Source organism: Leclercia sp. 119287 (assembly GCF_009734485.1).
Lineage (GTDB): Bacteria > Pseudomonadota > Gammaproteobacteria > Enterobacterales > Enterobacteriaceae > Enterobacter > Enterobacter adecarboxylatus_C.
Genome location: NZ_CP046445.1, coordinates 4,519,747 through 4,538,543 on the forward strand (window position 1 = coordinate 4,519,747; position 18,797 = coordinate 4,538,543).

17 protein-coding genes are annotated in these 18,797 nt (G+C 57.8%); 4 read left to right on the top strand and 13 right to left on the bottom strand.

What is annotated here, in order from left to right; all coding sequences use genetic code 11:
- Positions 1-3: 3 nt before the first annotated feature.
- The 3 genes from glgX to asd all read right to left on the bottom strand — a co-directional run bounded on the left by glgX (position 4) and on the right by asd (position 5,515).
- Entirely contained in the window at positions 4-1,980 is a 1,977-nt protein-coding gene (glgX, locus tag GNG27_RS21760; RefSeq protein WP_156264797.1) for a glycogen debranching protein GlgX, read from the bottom strand.
- Positions 1,977-4,163 carry a 1,4-alpha-glucan branching enzyme gene (gene glgB, locus GNG27_RS21765; protein ID WP_142487406.1) on the bottom strand — a complete coding sequence of 729 codons (2,187 nt, stop codon included), beginning with the start codon at positions 4,161-4,163 and terminating at the stop codon, positions 1,977-1,979. Before glgB ends, glgX begins: the two co-directional genes overlap by 4 nt.
- 248 nt (positions 4,164-4,411) lie before the next feature.
- The gene (gene asd, locus GNG27_RS21770; RefSeq protein ID WP_142487407.1) at positions 4,412-5,515 is read right to left on the bottom strand and encodes an aspartate-semialdehyde dehydrogenase; all 1,104 of its coding nucleotides are present in this window, start codon (positions 5,513-5,515) and stop codon (positions 4,412-4,414) included.
- 177 nt (positions 5,516-5,692) lie between these two features.
- On the opposite strand from asd, the gene GNG27_RS21775 reads away from it, so the two are divergent.
- Positions 5,693-6,286, top strand: a complete 594-nt coding sequence (locus tag GNG27_RS21775; protein WP_032614883.1) for a YhgN family NAAT transporter — start codon at positions 5,693-5,695, stop codon at positions 6,284-6,286.
- Between the two features lie 91 nt (positions 6,287-6,377).
- On the opposite strand, the gene gntU is transcribed toward GNG27_RS21775, so the two are convergent.
- From gntU to GNG27_RS21800, 5 genes are all read right to left on the bottom strand, one after another.
- A complete protein-coding gene (gene gntU, locus GNG27_RS21780; RefSeq protein WP_142487408.1) occupies positions 6,378-7,718 on the bottom strand; it encodes a gluconate transporter in 1,341 nt (446 codons plus the stop codon).
- 3 nt (positions 7,719-7,721) lie between these two features.
- Entirely contained in the window at positions 7,722-8,249 is a 528-nt protein-coding gene (gntK, locus tag GNG27_RS21785; protein ID WP_142487409.1) for a gluconokinase, read from the bottom strand.
- A gap of 126 nt (positions 8,250-8,375) precedes the next feature.
- A complete protein-coding gene (gntR, locus tag GNG27_RS21790) occupies positions 8,376-9,371 on the bottom strand; it encodes a gluconate operon transcriptional repressor GntR (protein ID WP_142487410.1) in 996 nt (331 codons plus the stop codon).
- Between the two features lie 99 nt (positions 9,372-9,470).
- Positions 9,471-10,166 (bottom strand): pirin family protein, encoded by a 696-nt coding sequence (locus GNG27_RS21795; protein ID WP_142487411.1) that lies wholly within the window; start codon positions 10,164-10,166, stop codon positions 9,471-9,473.
- 123 nt (positions 10,167-10,289) lie between these two features.
- On the bottom strand, positions 10,290-11,327 hold the full coding sequence (locus GNG27_RS21800; RefSeq protein WP_142487412.1) for an oxidoreductase: 1,038 nt from the start codon (positions 11,325-11,327) through the stop codon (positions 10,290-10,292).
- A gap of 173 nt (positions 11,328-11,500) precedes the next feature.
- On the opposite strand from GNG27_RS21800, the gene GNG27_RS21805 reads away from it, so the two are divergent.
- Together GNG27_RS21805 and yhhY are read left to right on the top strand one after the other, a co-directional pair.
- A complete protein-coding gene (locus GNG27_RS21805; protein ID WP_156264798.1) occupies positions 11,501-12,151 on the top strand; it encodes a polymer-forming cytoskeletal protein in 651 nt (216 codons plus the stop codon).
- A gap of 218 nt (positions 12,152-12,369) precedes the next feature.
- A complete protein-coding gene (gene yhhY, locus GNG27_RS21810) occupies positions 12,370-12,858 on the top strand; it encodes an N-acetyltransferase (RefSeq protein ID WP_156264799.1) in 489 nt (162 codons plus the stop codon).
- A gap of 77 nt (positions 12,859-12,935) precedes the next feature.
- On the opposite strand, the gene ggt is transcribed toward yhhY, so the two are convergent.
- On the bottom strand, positions 12,936-14,681 hold the full coding sequence (gene ggt / locus GNG27_RS21815; RefSeq protein ID WP_185902394.1) for a gamma-glutamyltransferase: 1,746 nt from the start codon (positions 14,679-14,681) through the stop codon (positions 12,936-12,938).
- Between the two features lie 122 nt (positions 14,682-14,803).
- Between ggt and GNG27_RS21820 the strand changes: the two genes are divergently transcribed.
- The gene (locus GNG27_RS21820; protein ID WP_106995241.1) at positions 14,804-15,181 is read left to right on the top strand and encodes a DUF2756 family protein; all 378 of its coding nucleotides are present in this window, start codon (positions 14,804-14,806) and stop codon (positions 15,179-15,181) included.
- Here the strand turns inward: GNG27_RS21820 and ugpQ are convergent.
- Genes ugpQ through ugpA form a run of 4 tightly spaced genes read right to left on the bottom strand, consistent with a single transcriptional unit; the run spans position 15,178 to position 18,716 of the window.
- Positions 15,178-15,918, bottom strand: coding sequence for a glycerophosphodiester phosphodiesterase (ugpQ, locus tag GNG27_RS21825; protein WP_156264800.1), 741 nt, complete (start codon positions 15,916-15,918; stop codon positions 15,178-15,180). The two genes, GNG27_RS21820 and ugpQ, sit on opposite strands and share 4 nt — an antisense overlap.
- Positions 15,915-16,985: a sn-glycerol-3-phosphate import ATP-binding protein UgpC gene (locus GNG27_RS21830; protein ID WP_142487416.1), complete on the bottom strand. Its 1,071-nt coding sequence runs from the start codon at positions 16,983-16,985 to the stop codon at positions 15,915-15,917. Before GNG27_RS21830 ends, ugpQ begins: the two co-directional genes overlap by 4 nt.
- Position 16,986: 1 nt before the next feature.
- Entirely contained in the window at positions 16,987-17,832 is an 846-nt protein-coding gene (ugpE, locus tag GNG27_RS21835; protein WP_142487417.1) for a sn-glycerol-3-phosphate ABC transporter permease UgpE, read from the bottom strand.
- Positions 17,829-18,716, bottom strand: coding sequence for a sn-glycerol-3-phosphate ABC transporter permease UgpA (ugpA, locus tag GNG27_RS21840; RefSeq protein ID WP_156264801.1), 888 nt, complete (start codon positions 18,714-18,716; stop codon positions 17,829-17,831). Before ugpA ends, ugpE begins: the two co-directional genes overlap by 4 nt.
- Between the last annotated feature and the right edge of the window lie 81 nt (positions 18,717-18,797).

The window sequence follows — 18,797 nt, forward strand, 5'->3', positions numbered from 1 at the left end:
TTATCATCTCTGGAATACACATACACCGTGCGCAGGCCCATGCCAGGCAGTCATAACGACCGGATTATCCTCTCCGGCAAATGGGGGGATGGCCCGCCACTCCCCTTCGGGTAAAACAATTTCTGCGACCTCATCTGTGGCGTTAAGCGTGATAAGCCAGCTATCCGAAAGCAGGATTTGCAGGCACGGCACGCCGCTTTGCCACTCACGCGCTTCCAACGGTTGCGCCTCTTTATTCAGCCAGCACACATTGCCGTCGCCCTCTTCCCACCACTGATTCAGGGTGAGCGCTGGGATCTGCTGACGCAGATGGATCAGCGCAGCGGTAAAGTCGGCTAATCCACTGTTGGCCTGTTGCCAGTCCAGCCAGGTTAACGGGTTATCCTGGCAATACGCATTGTTGTTACCGTGCTGGCTGTGGCCATGTTCATCGCCTGCCAGCAACATCGGCGTTCCTTGCGACAAAAGCAGCGTGGTGAGCAGCGCGTGCACGCTGGCGCGGCGCCGCTCAATCACATTCAGATTGCCACTTAATCCTTCAATACCATGGTTAAAACTGTGGTTATTGAAGGTGCCATCACGATTTTCTTCGCCATTGGCTTCATTGTGTTTCTGATTGAAACAAACGCAGTCACGCAGGGTGAACCCGTCGTGCGCGGTGACCAGGTTGATCGACGCGGAGGGCAGTCGCCCGTTGCGCTTAAACAGATCGCTTGAAGCTGCGAAACGCCCGGCAAACTGGCCGAGTGACAGATCGCGCGCCAGCCAGAAGCGGCGCGCGGTATCACGATAGTGGTCGTTCCACTCGGCAAACGGCGGCGGGAAATTCCCCACCTGGTAGCCGCCCGGGCCGATATCCCAGGGCTCCGCGATCAGCTTCACGCCCGAGAGCAGCGGGCAGTTCTTAATTGCCTCAAACAGCGGCGCCTGCGGGCTGTATTCCGGCGTGCGTCCAATCACTGACGCCAGGTCAAAACGAAAGCCGTCGATATGGAAGGTTTCCACCCAATACTTCAGGCATTCATACGCGTACTGCACCACCGCCGGATGGCTGAGATTGAGGGTGTTACCGCAACCGGTCCAGTTGTGGTAATCGCCATCCTCTCTTAACCAATAATAGCTAGGGTTATCAATTCCGCGCAGGGAGAACGTCGGGCCTTCCAGATCCAGCTCGGCACTGTGGTTGAGCACGATATCCAGAATGACCTCAATACCCGCTTCGTGTAGCGCCTTCACCGCATCACGAAACTCATCCCGGGCCCGCTCGGGATGCGAGGCATAGCGCGGGTCGAGGGCAAACATCGCCATCGGGTTATAGCCCCAGTAGTTGCTGAGACCGAGGCGCTGCAGTCGCGGCTCGGAGGCAAAATGGGCTACCGGTAATAATTCCAGGGCGGTGATCCCGAGATGCTTAAAATAAGCAATCATCACCGGGTGACCGAGCGCCCGGTAGGTGCCGCGGATCGCCTCCGGAATGCCAGGGTGCAGATACGTCAGCCCTTTCACGTGGGCTTCATAGATGACCGTCTTGCCCCAGGGCGTATTGGGGGCGGCGTCCTCTTCCCAGTCGTAGCGATCGTCGCTGACCACCACGCTGCGGGGTGCCACCGCGGCACTGTCCCGGTGATCGGCGGTCACTTTGCCGCTGTGCAGTAGAACATCGTCCTTCAGCGTGCCTTCAACCTGATACGCACAGGGGTCGAGCAGCAGCTTGGCCGGGTTAAAGAACAGCCCTTTGGCCGGATCCCAGGGGCCATGCACCCGGAAACCATAATGGGTGCCTGGCCGGGCATGCTCGAGGTAGCCATGCCAGATATCGCCGCTGCGACCCACCAGATCGTAACGATGTTCAATGCCCTTCTCGTCAAACACGCAGAGTTCAACCCGATCCGCATTGGCGGAAAAGAGGGTGAAGTTCACCCCTTTGCCATCGTAGCGTGCGCCGAGCGGCGCCGGGTTACCTGCAGCGAGCTGCGTCATTCCCCCTCCCGCACCAGCCAGATCGTGGACAGCGGCGGCAGAGTGAGGCTCAGGGACTGTGGTCGACCATGGCTCTCCTGCTCATCGCTCTGCACCAGCCCGCCATTGCCCGCGTTGCTGCCGTGGTAATGCATGGAGTCGGTGTTCAGCACCTCACGCCATTTGCCCGGCTGATTGATGCCGAAACGGTAGTGATGACGCGTGACCGGGGTGAAGTTACTGGCAACGATGATTTCGTTACCCACTTTGTCACGACGGACAAAGATCAGCACCGAGCGCTCGTTGTCATCCACCACCAGCCACTCGAAGCCGTAATCATCAAAGTCCAGCTCGTGCAGTGCTTTGTGGTGCCGATAGGTATGGTTGAGGTCGCGCACCAGGCGCTGAACGCCGTGATGCCAGTTGTCGCCCCCTTCCAGCAGGTTCCAGTCGAGACTGGTATCGTGGTTCCACTCCCGGCCCTGGGCGAACTCGTTGCCCATAAACAGCAGTTTTTTGCCCGGGAAGGCGAACATCCAGCCGTAGTAGGCGCGCAGGTTGGCAAACTTCTGCCAGGCATCGCCCGGCATACGGTCGAGAATCGATTTTTTGCCGTGGACCACTTCGTCGTGGGAGAGCGGCAGGACAAAGTTTTCGGTGCTGTTGTAGAGCATGCCGAAGGTCAGCTTGTTGTGGTGATACTGTCGATGCACCGGATCCAGCTTCATGTAGTCCAGGGTGTCGTGCATCCAGCCGAGGTTCCACTTGAACCAGAAGCCGAGGCCGCCCATCGAAGGTGGACGAGAAACGCCCGGGAAGTCCGTGGACTCTTCCGCCATCGTCACCGCACCCGGTGTTTGCTCCCCAAGAATACGGTTGGTGTTACGCAGGAACTCAATGGCTTCCAGGTTTTCACGACCGCCGAACTCGTTCGGGATCCACTCTCCCTCTTTGCGGCTGTAGTCGCGGTAGATCATCGAGGCGACGGCGTCCACGCGCAGGGCATCAATGCCGAAACGCTCGATCCAGTAAAGCGCGTTGCCCACCAGATAGTTGGTCACTTCCCGACGACCGTAGTTGTAGATCAGGGTATTCCAGTCCTGGTGATAGCCTTCGCGCGGATCGCTGTGCTCATACAGGCTGGTGCCGTCGAACTCCGCCAGACCAAAGTCATCGGACGGGAAGTGGCCCGGCACCCAGTCGAGGATCACGTTCAGCCCGGCGGCGTGTGCGGCGTTGATAAAGTAGCGGAAGTCGTCGCGGGTGCCGAAACGGCGGGTCGGGGCATACATGCCGGTCGGCTGATAACCCCAGCTGCCGTCGAACGGGTGTTCATTAATGGGCAGCAGCTCCAGATGGGTAAAGCCCATCCATTTCACATACGGGATCAGCTGGTCGGCCAGCTCCCGGTAGCTGAGCCAGAAGTTGTTATCGGTATGACGACGCCAGGAGCCAAGATGGACTTCATAAATAGAGATCGGCATATCGAACTGGTTGGCCCGGATGCGTTCTTCGCTCTGGGCGACTTTCTCCGGCAGACCGCAAATGAGCGATGCGGTTTCCGGGCGCATTTGCGCTTCGAAGGCATAGGGATCGGCTTTGATGCGCAGATTGCCGTGCGCATCGATCAGCTCGTACTTGTACAGCTGGCCGTTTTGCGCGCCGGGGATAAACAGCTCCCAGATGCCGGTCTCGCCACGCAGGCGCATCGGGTGGCGACGGCCATCCCAGTAGTTGAACTGCCCCACCACCGACACGCGCCGGGCATTCGGAGCCCAGACGGTAAAGCGGGTGCCGGTCACGCCGTCCATGGTGTCAGAATGGGCGCCGAGCGTCTCATAGGGACGCAGGTGCGTCCCCTCAGACAGCAGCCAGGCATCCATCTCCTGCAGCAGCGGACCGAAGCGATAGGGATCGTCGATCAGGTTCTGCTGACCATGCCAGATGACGGCGAGCTGATAACGGAAGACGTTTTTACGGCGGGCCATCACGCCGGCGAAGAAGCCGCGTGAATCGATACATTCGAGTTTACCGACCTTGCGCCCGGTTTTGGGTTCGATGACCCACACCTCCGTCGCGTCAGGTAACAGTGCACGGACTTCCAGTCCAGCTTCAGTGCGGTGCATGCCAAGTACAGAAAATGGATCCGCAAAGTGACCCGCAATAAGCGCATTAATCACGTCTCTATCAATACGAACGGACATGGTATTCATCCTGTTTTTTTAGTTGCCGCCCCTTTCGCCACCGGGTACGACCTTAATGTGACCTGGATGGAACAGCACCTTGTGCATCCTCTCTGTTCCATCCAACCTCCAGGCGGAATATGTGACATCCCGCATAAAGCATAGCCAACGCTTTATATGACTCCCGAAAAATAATGAATCATTTGCGTTTTCGTCCTTTAGTACGCAAAAAAAGGGGTGATAAATCACCCCTAAGTATTAAGTATTTATTACGCCAGCTGGCGTAGCATCCTGCGCAGCGGCTCTGCGGCACCCCACAGAAGCTGATCGCCGACGGTAAAGGCGGACAGGTATTCCGGGCCCATATTTAGTTTACGCAGGCGTCCTACAGGGGTAGATAATGTGCCGGTGACCGCAGCCGGGGTCAGCTCACGCATGGTGATATCGCGGTCATTAGGGATGACTTTTGCCCACTGATTGTGCGAAGCGAGCAATTCCTCCACAGTTTGTATGGATACATCTTTTTTCATTTTAATTGTGAATGCCTGGCTGTGGCAGCGCAGCGCGCCGATGCGCACGCACAGGCCATCAACCGGGATCGCGGAAGCGGTACGCAGGATTTTGTTAGTCTCCGCCTGGCCTTTCCACTCTTCGCGGGTCTGGCCGTTATCCAGCTGTTTGTCGATCCACGGGATCAGGCCACCGGCCAGCGGTACGCCGAAGTTATCTACCGGCAGCTCGCCGCTGCGGGTCAGCTGAGTGACTTTACGCTCGATATCGAGAATAGCGGACGCCGGGTTTGCCAGCTCTTGTGCCACGCTGTGGTGCAGCTGGCCCATCTGGGTCAGCAGCTCGCGCATATGGCGCGCGCCGCCGCCGGAGGCCGCCTGGTAGGTCGCCACAGAGACCCACTCCACCAGATCCTGGGCAAACAGACCGCCCAGCGACATCAGCATCAGGCTGACCGTACAGTTACCGCCCACGAAGGTTTTGACGCCTTTGTTCAGGCCATCGGTGATGACGTCCTGGTTAACCGGGTCAAGAATGATGATCGCGTCGTCTTTCATGCGCAGCGAAGAGGCCGCGTCAATCCAGTAGCCCTGCCAGCCGCTTTCACGAAGCTTTGGATAAATTTCGTTGGTATAATCGCCGCCCTGGCAGGTGACAATAATGTCCAGCGCCTTCAACGCTTCCAGATCGTAAGCATCCTGCAACGTGCCTGTGGTACCCCCAAAGGACGGTGCAGCCTGGCCGAGCTGGGAAGTGGAGAAGAAGACCGGGCGGATAGCGTCGAAATCGCGCTCTTCAACCATGCGTTGCATGAGTACAGAGCCGACCATACCGCGCCAGCCGATAAAACCAACGTTTTTCATAGCATTTTTTTCCTGCAGAGGGTGTGTGCTGTTTATGCAAGCCAGTATTGAACTGGGATATGCTTCACATTACAAAATGCTGCCAAAGTCGCAAGCGAAATTAATCGATGATTGCCCGGCTATCAGAAAAAGAGCTAATCATCCGAGAAACCATACAAGTATCAGGGATAACCTACGATGAGTGAAATCATTTCCGCAGCTGTTTTATTGATCCTAATTATGGATCCACTCGGAAACCTGCCGATCTTCATGTCGGTGCTGAAGCACACCGAGCCGAAGCGCCGTCGGGCCATCATGATCCGCGAGCTGCTCATCGCCCTGCTGGTGATGTTTATCTTCCTGTTTGCCGGCGAGAAAATCCTCGCATTCCTGAATTTGCGCGCTGAAACGGTCTCCATCTCCGGCGGGATTATTCTGTTCCTGATTGCCATCAAAATGATTTTCCCGAGCAGCGAAGGCAGCAGCAGCGGCCTGCCTGCGGGTGAAGAGCCATTTATTGTGCCGCTGGCCATTCCTCTGGTCGCCGGGCCGACCATTCTGGCAACCCTGATGCTGCTGTCGCATCAGTATCCGAATCAGATGAGTCATCTGGTGATTGCCCTGCTGATAGCCTGGGGCGGGACCTTCATCATCCTGCTGCAGTCGTCGCTGTTTTTACGCCTGCTGGGCGAGAAAGGGGTCAATGCGCTGGAGCGGCTGATGGGGTTAATTCTGGTGATGATGGCGACGCAGATGTTCCTGGATGGGATCAGGGCGTGGATGAAGGGGTGAGGATGTAAAAAAGCCGGGTGGCGCTTGCGCTTACCCGGCCTACGGTCTGGTTTTGTAGGCCCGGCAAGCAACGCGCCGCCGGGCACTGCCGCTAGCTCAACAGCGTAAACGCAATCATCCCGACAATCGCCCCGGTGGTGCCGAGGATGGTTTCCATCATCGTCCAGGTTTTCAGGGTTTGCGCTTCGGTCGCGCCGGTAAATTTACCGAACAGCCAGAACCCCGCATCGTTAACGTGTGACACCACAATCGACCCACCCGCGATACAGATAGACAGCGCTGCCATCTGCGCACCGGAGTAGTTCAGCTGCTCAATCACCGGCATCACCAGGCCCACTGCCGTTAAGCAGGCTACGGTGGCGGAGCCCTGAATAATACGTACAGCCGCAGCCAGCACGAAACAGGTCACCGCAATCGGCAGGCCCATCCCGGTCAGCGCTTCGCCCAGAGCCGGGCCGACGCCGGAATCCACCAGCACCTGCTTGAACACGCCGCCCGCACCAATAACCAGCAGGATAATACCCGCAGGCTGCAGCGCAGCACCGCAGATCTCCATCACCCGGTCTTTCGGCATCCCCTGACGCATCGCCAGGCCATAGATGGCAACCAGACAGGCGACCAGAATCGCGGTGAACGGATGGCCGATAAACTCAAACCACTCGTAAGCGCTTGAACCGACCGGAACAAAGCGCGCGGCGATGGTTTTCAGCCCCACCAGCACCAGCGGCAGCAGGATCAGCGCGAGGCTGAAGCCGAACGACGGCATTTTGCCCTCGCCCAGGTGCGGCTCGGTGACGTCGCCCGGGATGTGCAGCTCAACGTAACGGCTGATGAAGTTGCCCCACAGCGGACCGGCAATCAGCATGCCCGGGATCGCGGCGCAGAGGCCAATCAGGATCATCCAGCCGAAGTCAGCGTGCATCTGCGAGGCCAGCAGCATCGGCGCAGGCCCCGGCAGCAGAAATGCCGCCGCCGCTGCCACACCGGCAAACAGAGGGATCACCAGCTTCACCAGGTTAGTGCCGGTATGGCGCGCCATGGAGAAGGCCACGCTAATCAGAAGCACGACGGCCACCTCAAAGAACAGCGGCAGCGCGCAGATCAGACCGGCCAGACCAATCGCGTAGTGCGCCCGGCTGTGGCCGAAAGATTTCAGCATTTTGACGGCGATCTGATCGACCGCGCCGGTTTCATGCAGGATTTTGCCAAACATCGCGCCAAGCGCGACTACAATCGCCAGGAAGCCTAGCGTGCCTCCCATCCCTTTTTCCATGGTCGCGGCGATTTTGTCGAGCGGCATTCCGGAAAAGAGACCTGCACCAATGGATACCACCATCAAAGCAACAAAGGCGTGCATACGGGCCTTCATTACCAAAAACAGCAGCAACAGCACGGAGCCGACTGCTGTTAAAACAAGCGTTAACGTACTCAAAACTTACTGCCTTTTGTTAATGACCTCAATGGTGCTTGCGACAACACCGTCCAGCGGCTGATCGATATCCACGACCAGCACATCACTTTCATCCACGCCCGGCTCCTGCAGGGTTTCGAACTGCGTTACCAGCATCTGGGTTTTGAAGAAGTGCCCTTTACGCGCTTTCAGGCGGGTTTCAATCACGTCGAAATCGCCCTTCAGGTAGATAAAGGAGAGATTGGCGTTACCTTCACGCAGCTGGTCGCGGTAGGTCTTTTTCAGCGCGGAGCAGACAATCAGCGACACTTTATTGGTGCGCTGCATGGCAAATGCAGCATCGTTCAGCGCCTGTAACCACGGCTTACGATCGTCGTCGTTCAGCGGCTCGCCAGAGGCCATTTTGTTGATATTGCTGCGCGGATGGAGAAAGTCACCATCAAGAAACGCGGCATGAATTTGATGCGCCACTTCGCTGGCAACGGCGGATTTACCGCTACCGGAAACGCCCATCAGGACATAAACGTGGTGATCTGGATTTGTGGTGCTCAAAGTATGTCCCTCAGTCAATTGTTACGGGTAACAGTTATCGGTAACATTGTCCTGCCGGGGCTGACGAGAAGCAATATCCAAACGTGTGCGAAGTGAATAAGTGTGAGCTAGTTCAAACTTGTCACCCTAAATAGATCCACCTGGTGACAGCGTGAAACCTAAATCTAACATTTTAGGCGTCACCGTTTCGCCACGAATGCGCGCCAGCAGGCGTTCCGCACCGATACGGCCCATGCGCTCACGCGGGGTCAGGACGCTTGCCAGACGCGGCTCCATTACCTGACCGATGTCGTGACCGTGGAAACCGGCAATCGCCATATCACCCGGGATCTTCAGCCCCAGACGCTGGCATTCAAAGGCGGCGCCGACCGCGAGGTCATCGTTAGTACAGAAGATGCCATCAAGCTGCGGATACTCGCGACGGGCCTGGCGCATCAGCTCAATGCCGGAGGTGTAGGAAGAAGACTGCTCTACCATCACGCTGTAGGGCGTTAAGCTCGCGTCGAGCATCGCCTGCTCGTATCCCTTCTGTTTGATGATAGTACGTTCATCCAGACGTGCGCCAAGATAGGCGACATGACGATGACCGCGGGCGATGATTGCTGCCGTCATCTGGCGGGCGGCTTCAAAGTTATCGAACCCGACGGCGATATCAAGACAGGGCGACTGGCTGTCCATCAGCTCGACCACCGGAATACCCGCCACTTCGATCATCTTCAGCGTGCGCGCGGTGTGGGTGCGTTCGGTCAGGATCAGGCCGTCAATGTTCCAGGAGAGCATCGACTCCAGACGTTCTTCTTCCAGTTCCGGTTTGTACCCATAGTGAGCGAGCATGGTCTGATAGCCAAAGGCGTCGGTGACGCTTTCGATGCCGCGGAGCACTTCCGCGAAGACCTGGTTGGTTAAGGAGGGGAGCAGGACGCCTACCGCACGGCTGGTCGCATTGGAGAGAATATCGGGAGCGCGGTTGGGGATATAACCCAGTTCATCGAGAGCAGCGGCAATCTTGCCACGTAACGCCACGGAAACCTGTTCCGGGTTACGTAAGAAACGGCTGACCGTCATTTTAGTCACACCGACGCGATCGGCTACATCCTGAAGTACGGGTCTTTTCTTTTTCATCGTCCTGAGAGAAACCGGTAGTGATAGATTCCCTCAGTTTATCACGGACAAAGACCAACCTTCCCTGCCATTAGGGAAGGCTGGACAATTATTTACTCTTTAGACTGGCGGCAGGTCGAACAGCAGAATTTCAGCGGCGCTGTCGGCATGGACGGAGATCGCCTGCTCATCCCAGATGGCCAGACCATCGCTGGTGGTCGCTTTGGTGCCGTTGATGGTCACCTCGCCTTTTACCACCTGGATCCACACTTTGCGGTTCGCGGCGATCTGGTGCACGGACTGCTCGTCTTTCGCCAGCGCCCAGCGGTACAGCTCCATATCCTGATGCACTTTCAGCGAGCCGTCACGGGCATCCGGAGACAGAACCAGCTGTTTCCCCTGCTCGGCGTCAAAGCGACGCTGCTCGTAGCGCGGGGTGATGCCTTTGGCTTCCGGAATGATCCAGATCTGGTACAGACGCAGGCGGTCGGTTTTGCTTGGGTTGTATTCGGAGTGACGCACCCCGGTACCCGCACTCATAATCTGGAACTCACCCGCAGGAACCTGCTCTTTGTTACCCATGCTGTCCTGGTGCTCAACTGCGCCGTCCAGAACGTAGGTCAGGATTTCCATGTCTTTGTGCGGGTGGGTACCAAAGCCCTGGCCGGCATCGATAACGTCATCGTTAATCACTCGCAGTGCCGAGAAACCCATAAAGTTCGGGTCATAATAATCGGCAAACGAGAAGCTGTGCCATGAGTCCAGCCAACCATGATTTGCGTGACCGCGGTCGTTTGCTTTGCGTAAGAAGATCATTGTTTTTACCCTCAGTTCGTTTCGATGGAGTAAGTGTGGACGCAATCGACCCGGGATCATAGAGGGTGAAAATTGACTCCTCTGTTCAAAATATCTGAACAAGAACAGAGGAGTCTTCCAGGCTTATCTGGCAAGGGTTACCGTGGCAGGTGAGGCCTGTTCAAAGGCCCGTTCAAGGATTTCCAGATTGGTCATCACTTCAATTTCCTTGACGTAATTAGGGGTACCTTTTGTCAGCGTCTCATAGAGCGCATCGTAGACCTGCCCGTAGTCGCCGGTGCCCGGTTTGATCTCCTCTTTCACCGTTACGCCCGCGTCGTTGACGTACTCCAGCACGCCCACGGACTCATCCGCCGCAAACCCCGGCTCGCCCGGCATAATATTGGCCTTCAGGCTGGTCTCCTGCTGGTCGATGCCGTACTTGATAAACGAGCCTTTGGTGCCATGGACGATAAATTTCGGGTAGTCGATCTTCACCAGATAGCTGGTTTTGACGATCGCTTTCAGATCGCCGTAGAACAGCTGGGCTTCGAAGGTATCGTCCGGGTTGGCTTTATTGCGCAGGCTGCGGATGTCGTAGGCCACATGGTCCGGACGGCCGAACAGGGAGATGATCTGGTCCATGGTGTGGACGCCGAGGCCATAGAAGGAGCCATCCTGCGGCAGGCCGGGTTTGGTCTCCGCCACCGGACGGTAGTAATCGAAGTGGCTTTCTACTTCGACGATTTCGCCCAGCTTACCGCTCTCAATCGCCTGTCTGGCGGTCAGGAAGCAGGTGTCAAAGCGACGGTTCTGATACGGGCTCACGGTCAGCCCTTTACTGCGAGCCAGCGCGAACAGCTCTTTCGCTTCAGCCATCGTCGGGGTGAAGGGTTTTTCCACCAGCACGTTTTTACCGGCTTCCAGGGCGCGTTTCGCGTACTCAAAGTGGCTGTCGGCGTGGGTGCAGACGATCACCAGCTTAACCTCGGGGTCGTTCAGGACCTCATCGAGATCGCTGGTGAAATGAATATGGGCGTACTGCGGGGACTGCTCTTCCGGTTTCGGGTGGCGGCGGAAGATGTGCGCCACATGCCAGCTGGCTTTACGGGTGAGAACATACGGAAGGTGATAGCGGGTGGTGCTTTTGCCAAATCCAATAAATGCGCAGTGTAGTGTCATAGTGGTTTTCCTGGCTTAGGTCTCTGCTTTCAACCATAGCGCAACCTGGCGGCGAAATATATTTCTATAACGAATCCTAAAATGGCGGTCGGAACCTTGATCCTGGCCGGAATTAACAGGATAAGGGGACGGCCAAAACCCCATGCTCGCGAAAGGAGTCGCGCTCATTTTCTATGGAAAGAAAATATCTCGCGTTAAATAGCGCACTTCTCTTCTGGCTGCTCGCGCTGGTGTCCTGGTGCTCAGGCGCCCTCTTCCTGACGTGGCTGTTCGCTGCATTGTCCTTACTGAGCTTTGGCACCTCCCTTCTACTTAATCAGGTCAAGATCATGTTTAAAAAGAGCAAAACCACCGAGACTGGCAAGCCAGACATCGCCCTTCCACAGGTGCCCGTCAGCGAAAAAGAGCCCACCGTTACGGAGAAACACGGCACCACGGTTATCGCCAGCGATGTGCGCTTTGAAGGTAATATCGTTTCCGGCGGGCACGTCTACGTTCACGGGACGCTTATCGGCAATATCGATTCCAGTGAGAGCCTGATAAAGATCATGCGTGGGGGCCAGGTGGAGGGGAACGTTACCTGTCGGGAGCTGATCGTGGATGGCAAGATCGTCGGCCAGTGCAGCAGCGATGTGATTGAGATCTGCGAGCATGGTCAGGTCACGGGCACCCTTGGCTATCGCACTCTGGCGGTTAAAAAAGGCGGTCAGTTTTCCGGCCAGGCTGAGCTTTTGCCGGCTGTCGCAGAAAAGAACAACGTGGTGGGTCTGATGAAAGAGAGCACCCCCGACCCGCTCGATCTCGTGCAGCTGCAAAAGCTTTAGGGCAAAAAAAAGCCAGCTGGAAGCTGGCTAAAATAATACTGGAAGCAATGTGAGCAATGTCGTGCTTTCAGGTTCCCGTGTCGGTTCTCCTGAATGCAGAGCAATAATAATCATTCTCATTCGCACTTGTCCACTCCTTTTTTGCAAAAAATGCTTGTTGACTCACATTTCAAACTCATGGATGTTGAAAAGGAACCTAACTGACTGAGGAAGAAGGAATGAGTGAGATAGTGATACGCCACGTTGAAGCCGCCGATGCCGAAGCTTTACGCCTGATTAACGCCCAGCCAGGGGTGTATCACAACACACTACAGCTTCCTCATCCATCGATGGACATGTGGAAGGAACGCGTGGCCGCAAAACCGGGCAGGCGCCATCTGGTAGCCTGCCTGGACGATAAGGTCATCGGTCACCTGGTGCTGGACGTGATGGAAAACCCCCGTCGCAGCCATGTCGCGACGTTCGGGATCGGCGTTTCAGCCGAGGTGCAAGGCCGCGGCGCGGGCAGCGCGTTGATGCGCGAGATGCTCAACCTGTGCGACAACTGGCTGCGCATCGAGCGCATCGAGCTGACGGTGTTTGTCGACAATGCCTCTGCCATCGCCCTGTATCGTAAATATGGCTTTGTGGTGGAAGGCACCGGGAAAAAGTTCGCCCTGCGTAACGGCGAGTATGTGGATGCGCACTTTATGGCGCGCATCAGGTAAGCATTGCCGGGTGGCGGCTTCGCCTTACCCGGCCTACGGTTATGAATACCTCTCCCCATTGGGGAGAGGTAAAAGGTTTAATACCCCGCCGTCAAATCATCTACTGAACGCGGATCCGATGCCCCATACAGCGCGCCATCCGGCCCGACCATAATGCTCTGGGTGCTGCCCATCGCCTCTTTCACCACCACTTTTTGCCCGCGCTGCTCCAGCAGCTTCAGGGTGTCCGGACTAAAGCCTTTCTCCACCCGTAGCTCATCCGGCAGCCACTGGTGATGGAAGCGCGGCGCGTTGGTGGCCTCTGCCACGTTCATCCCGTAATCGATGCTGTTGACCACCATCTGCAGCACGGTGGTGATAATGCGGCTGCCGCCAGGGCTGCCGGTCACCAGCCAGGTTTTGCCATCTTTCACCACGATGGTCGGTGACATCGACGACAGCGGACGCTTCTTCGGCCCGACGGCGTTGGCATCCCCGCCCACCAGCCCGTAGACGTTCGGCACGCCCGGTTTGGCGGAGAAGTCGTCCATCTCGTTGTTGAGCAGAATACCGCTGTTACCCGCCACGATCCCGGTACCAAAGGTGGTGTTGAGCGTATAGGTCACCGCCACCGCGTTACCGTCTTTATCCACCACCGAGAAGTGGGTGGTCTGGTTGCTCTCGTACGGCGCCAGTTTGCCCGGGCGGATCTCGCTTGAGGGTTTGGCTTTATTGATATCGATCTGGTCAGCCAGGGTTTTGGCATAGGCTTTATTGGTCAGCGCCTGCCACGGCACCTTGACGAAATCCGGGTCACCCAGATACTCCGAGCGGTCAGCGTAGGCATATTTTTCCGCCTCGGCCATCACCTGCATGGTATCGGCACTGCCGAAACCAAACTTATGCAGATCGAAGTTCTCGAGGATGTTGAGGATCTGCACGATGTGGATCCCGCCGGAAGACGGCGGCGGCATGGAGTAGACCTGATACCCGCGATAGTCCCCGCTAATCGGCGTGCGCTCCACGGCTTTGTACTCCGCGAGATCGGCTTTGGTGATCAGCCCGCCGTTCTTGCTCATCTCTTCGGCAATCTGGTCGGCAATGACCCCTTTATAGAAGGCGTCCGGGCCGTTCTCGGCAATCATCTCCAGACTTTTGGCGAGGTTGGTCTGCACCAGCTTGTCACCCTTCTTCAGCGGCTCGCCCTCCTTCCAGAAGATCGCTTTGCTGCTCTCATGGTTAGGGAGCACTTCACTGCCGTAGGTTTTCAGATCGTCGGCCAGGGCGTCGTTGACCTCAAAACCGTCGCGCGCCAGCTTGATGGCCGGCTGGACCACTTTGTTCAGCGGCAGGGTGCCGTACTTATCCAGCGCCAGCGAGAAGCCCGCAACCGTACCCGGTGTGCCGGTCGCCAGATGGGAGGTGAGGGATTTTTTACTGTCGGCGTTGCCCTGCTCGTCGAGGAACATGTCGCGCGTGGCCTGGGAGGGGGCCATTTCACGGAAGTCGATCGCCGTGGTCACGCCATCTTTGGTACGCAGCATCATAAAACCGCCGCCGCCGAGGTTACCCGCCTGCGGGTGCGTCACTGCCAGCGCATAGCCGACCGCCACCGCCGCATCCACCGCATTACCGCCCTGTTTGAGGATATCCACCCCTACCTGGGTGGCGAGGGCATCCACCGAAGAGACCATCCCCTTCTGCGCCCGCACGGGATGGAACACATCTTCTTCCACGCCGTAGGAGACCGGGGGCGCGGCAGGCGGATTCGCTGCCACGCAAAACGTACCGCCTGCCGTCAGGGCAGCAATCGCTACCCAGCGTAAAAACGTTGGTTTCATCATTGTTATTCTCCAGGTACAGGGACTCATGCTCCCGCTTAAGCCTGGTTCATAACTCTTAAAAAATCATCGTCGTGCAGGATCCGAGGTAAACTTAAAGGAGGCCTCAGAAGGAGGGAGTAACAATGAAACGACTGATTCTTGTTGCGGCGTTACTGCCGTTTGCCGTGCTCGCGCAGCCCATCAACACCCTGAACAACCCCAACCAGCCGGGCTATCAAAACCCCAGCCAGCAGCGGATGCAAAATCAGATGATGATCCAGCAGCAGCAACAGACAGGGATGCTCAATCAGCAGCTGCAGACGCAGACCCGCGTCCAGCAGCAGCATCTGCAAACGCAGATGAACAATAACACCCTGCGGGTTCAGCAGAGCCAGCCGGGCGTGCAGGTTCTGCCTAACACCAGCGGCGGGATGCTCAGCGGCGTAGAATCTTCGGGCGGCGTGCAGCAGCAACATATGCTGCCGCAGCAGCAGAACGGCTCTATGCTAAATAACCCTTAGGGCTGAAAGTCCGGGCCTATCAGGGCTATCGCATCGGTACAGATACAATCCACGCCCCAACGCAGCAGCTCCGCTGCCCGCTGGGGCTGGTTGACGGTATAGACCAGGATATGCAGGCCAGCGGCCTTAATTGCCTTCACCCGCGCCTCATCCAGCAGACGATGGTTGAGATGAAGCGACACGCAGCCCAGCCGGGTGGTTAGCTCGCGCCAGTCTTCACGCCACTCATCCAGCAGTAAACCGCGCGGCAGCTCGGGTGCTGCTACCTGCGCCGCTTCCAGGGCGTCGATCTCAAAGGATGACAGTAGCGGTGCGGTCATGCCTTCCCACAGCTCACGTGCCGCCAGCGCAATCACTTTGCCGGTGAGTGGTCCCGTGCCGGTGGTCGGCTTGATTTCGATATTGGCCATCATCCTTAGCTTCCGGCAGCGGTCGGCCACTTCAGCCAGCAGCGGCAAAGGCTCGCCTTTGAACTCTCCGCTGAACCAGCTTCCGGCATCCACCTTCAGCAGATCGCGCCACGGCAGTTCACCCGCCACGCCCCAGCCGTTGCTGGTGCGCTCGAGGTTGTCATCGTGCAGAAGGAAGATCTCCCCGTCCTGCGACAGTTTGGCGTCGAATTCGATCATGGTGTGGCCGTAGCGCGCACCGACGTCAATCGCCGCCAGGGTGTTCTCCGGTGCCAGTTTACCGCCGCCACGGTGGGCGACGATGTGGGGATAAGGCCAGTAACTCATACACGTTGTCCTGTTTCGCCATCGAATAAATGCAGATGATTTTCCGGCAGATGCAGCCACAGCGTGCTGCCCGCTTTCGGGCGCTCCTGATGCGACATACGCACCACCAGCTTCTGCTCGCCCCAGCGTCCGTGCGCCAGGTTATCGGCGCCCAGCATCTCGAGGGTATCCATTACCAGCGGCACCCCGCCTTCCGACTGGGAGCTTAGCGCAATATGTTCCGGGCGGATACCCAGCGTCATTTTGCGTCCGGCATAGCCGCGATAGAACCAGTTGATCGGCAGCGCCATGCCGCTCTCCAGTTCGAAATGGGTCCCCGCGGCGCTGATGCGCCCCTCCAGCAGGTTCATTGCCGGGCTACCGATAAAGCTCGCCACAAAGCGGCTGGCGGGCTTTTCATACACCTCCACCGGGGTGCCAATCTGCTCGGCGATGCCTTTGTTCATCACCATCACCCGCTGGGCGAGGGTCATGGCTTCCACCTGATCGTGAGTGACGTAGAGTGAAGTCGTTTTCAGGCGACGGTGCAGGTGCTGCAGCTCGAGGCGCATCTGCACGCGCAGTTTGGCATCGAGATTAGAGAGCGGTTCATCGAACAGGAACACCGCCGGATCGCGCACGATGGCGCGGCCCATCGCCACGCGCTGACGCTGGCCACCGGAGAGCTCGCGCGGGCGGCGCTTCAGCAGACCATCCAGCTCCAGAATGCGCGCTGCCTCTTTGACGCGCTCGTCGATATGGCTTTTGCCCATGCCGCGGATTTTCAGCCCCCAGGCCATGTTCTCTTCCACGCTCATGTGCGGATAGAGGGCGTAGTTCTGGAACACCATCGCGATGCCTCTGTCTTTCGGCTCCATTTCGGTGACGCGCTGGCGGTCAATCCAGATATCCCCGGACGTCACGCGCTCCAGCCCCGCCACCATGCGCAGCAGCGTGGATTTGCCGCAGCCGGACGGGCCGACCATCACGATAAATTCCCCGTCCGCCACGTCGAGCGTCAGCGGCTGAATCACCTGGGTTTTACCATCCCAGCTTTTGGTTACTGCCTGAAGTTTTAAACCTGCCATCTTATTTCTCGCTATCGACCAGGCCACGGACAAACGCACGCTGCATGGCTAAAACAATGACTACGGGTGGGATAAGGGTGAGCAGCATGGCCGCCATCACCTGGTTCCAGAGGGTGGTGCCTTCGCCGGTTGAAATCATCCCTTTGATGCCCGCCACGGCGGTGCCGAGATTGACGTCCTGGACAATCAGCAGCGGCCACAGATACTGGTTCCAGCCGTAGATAAAGGTGATAACAAACAGCGCCGCGAGGTTGGTTTTCGACAGCGGCAGCACGATGTCGCGGAAAAAGCGCATCGGCGAGGCACCGTCGATACGCGCCGCCTCAATCAGCTCGTCCGGCAGGGTCATAAAGAACTGACGGAACAGGAAAGTGGCGGTGGCCGAGGCCATCAGCGGCAGGGTTAACCCCGCATAGCTGTCGAGCATCCCGAGGTTGGCGATCACCTCCACCGTAGGGAAGATACGCACCTCCACAGGCAGCATCAGGGTGATAAAGATCATCCAGAAGAACAGGTTGCGCAGCGGAAAGCGGAACCAGACGATGGCGAAGGCCGAGAGCATCGACACCGTGATTTTGCCCACCGTGATGCCGAACGCCATGATGAAGCTGTTGAGCATCATCAGCCAGAACGGGGCGCTGTTAACGCCGACGCCCTGGGTCCAGATGGTCGCCATGTTCTCAAAGAGATGCCCGCCCGGGACCAGCGTCATCGGGGTTTCAAAGATGGCGTTGCGATCCAGCGTGGCGGCGACGAAGGCCACGTACAGCGGGAACAGGATGACGATGATGCCCAAAATCAGCATGGTATGGCTGAAAATCGTCAGCCCGCGACGGTTCTCAATCATTGGTAGCGCACCTTACTTTCGACATAGCGGAACTGCACCACCGTGAGGATGATGACGAGGAACATCAGCACCACCGACTGGGCGGCAGAGGCCGAGAGATCCAGACCGGCAAAACCTTCGCGATAGATCTTGTAGATAAGCGTGGTGGTGGCCTGTACCGGGCCGCCGGCGGTGGCGGCGTCGATCACCGGGAAGGTGTCGAAGAAGGCGTAGACCAGGTTGACCACCAGCAGGAAGAAACTCACCGGGGCGATCAGCGGCAGCGCCAGCCTGAAGAAGCGGCGGACCGGGCCTGCGCCGTCAATCGCCGCGGCTTCTACCAGCGAGCGCGGAATGGACTGCAGCGCAGCAAAGAAGAACAGGAAGTTGTAGCTGATCTGCTTCCACACCGAGGCGAAGACCACCAGGAACATCGCCTGACCGCTGTTCTGGGCATGGTTCCAGTCATAGCCGAACTCGCCGAGGAAATGGGTGATCAGTCCGCGCCCCGGGTTAAACAGGAAGATCCACAGCACGGCGGCGACCGCCGGCGCTACGGCATAGGGCAGTAGCATCAGGGTTTGGTACAGACGGCTGCCGCGCAACACGTAATCCACCAGCGCGGCGAAAAACAGCGAGGCGAGAAGACCGCTGACGGTGACCAGGGTGCTGAATTTGATCGTCGTCCAGAAGGCATCGAGATAGTAGCTGTCGTGCCACAGGGCGGCGAAGTTATCCAGACCGACGAACTGGCTGGAGAGCCCGAACGGATCGACGCTCTGTACCGAGTACCACAGCGCTTCGCCCGCAGGCCAGATAAAGAAGATGACGGTGATGACCAGTTGCGGCGCGACCAGCAGGTACGGCAGCCAACGGGAACGGAACACCGGACGGGAAGATGACATGGGGATTGAGTTCCTGAACAGCGCCGGATGACGCTACGCTTATCCGGCCTACAGGTTCGCGTAGGCCGGGTAAGGCGAAGC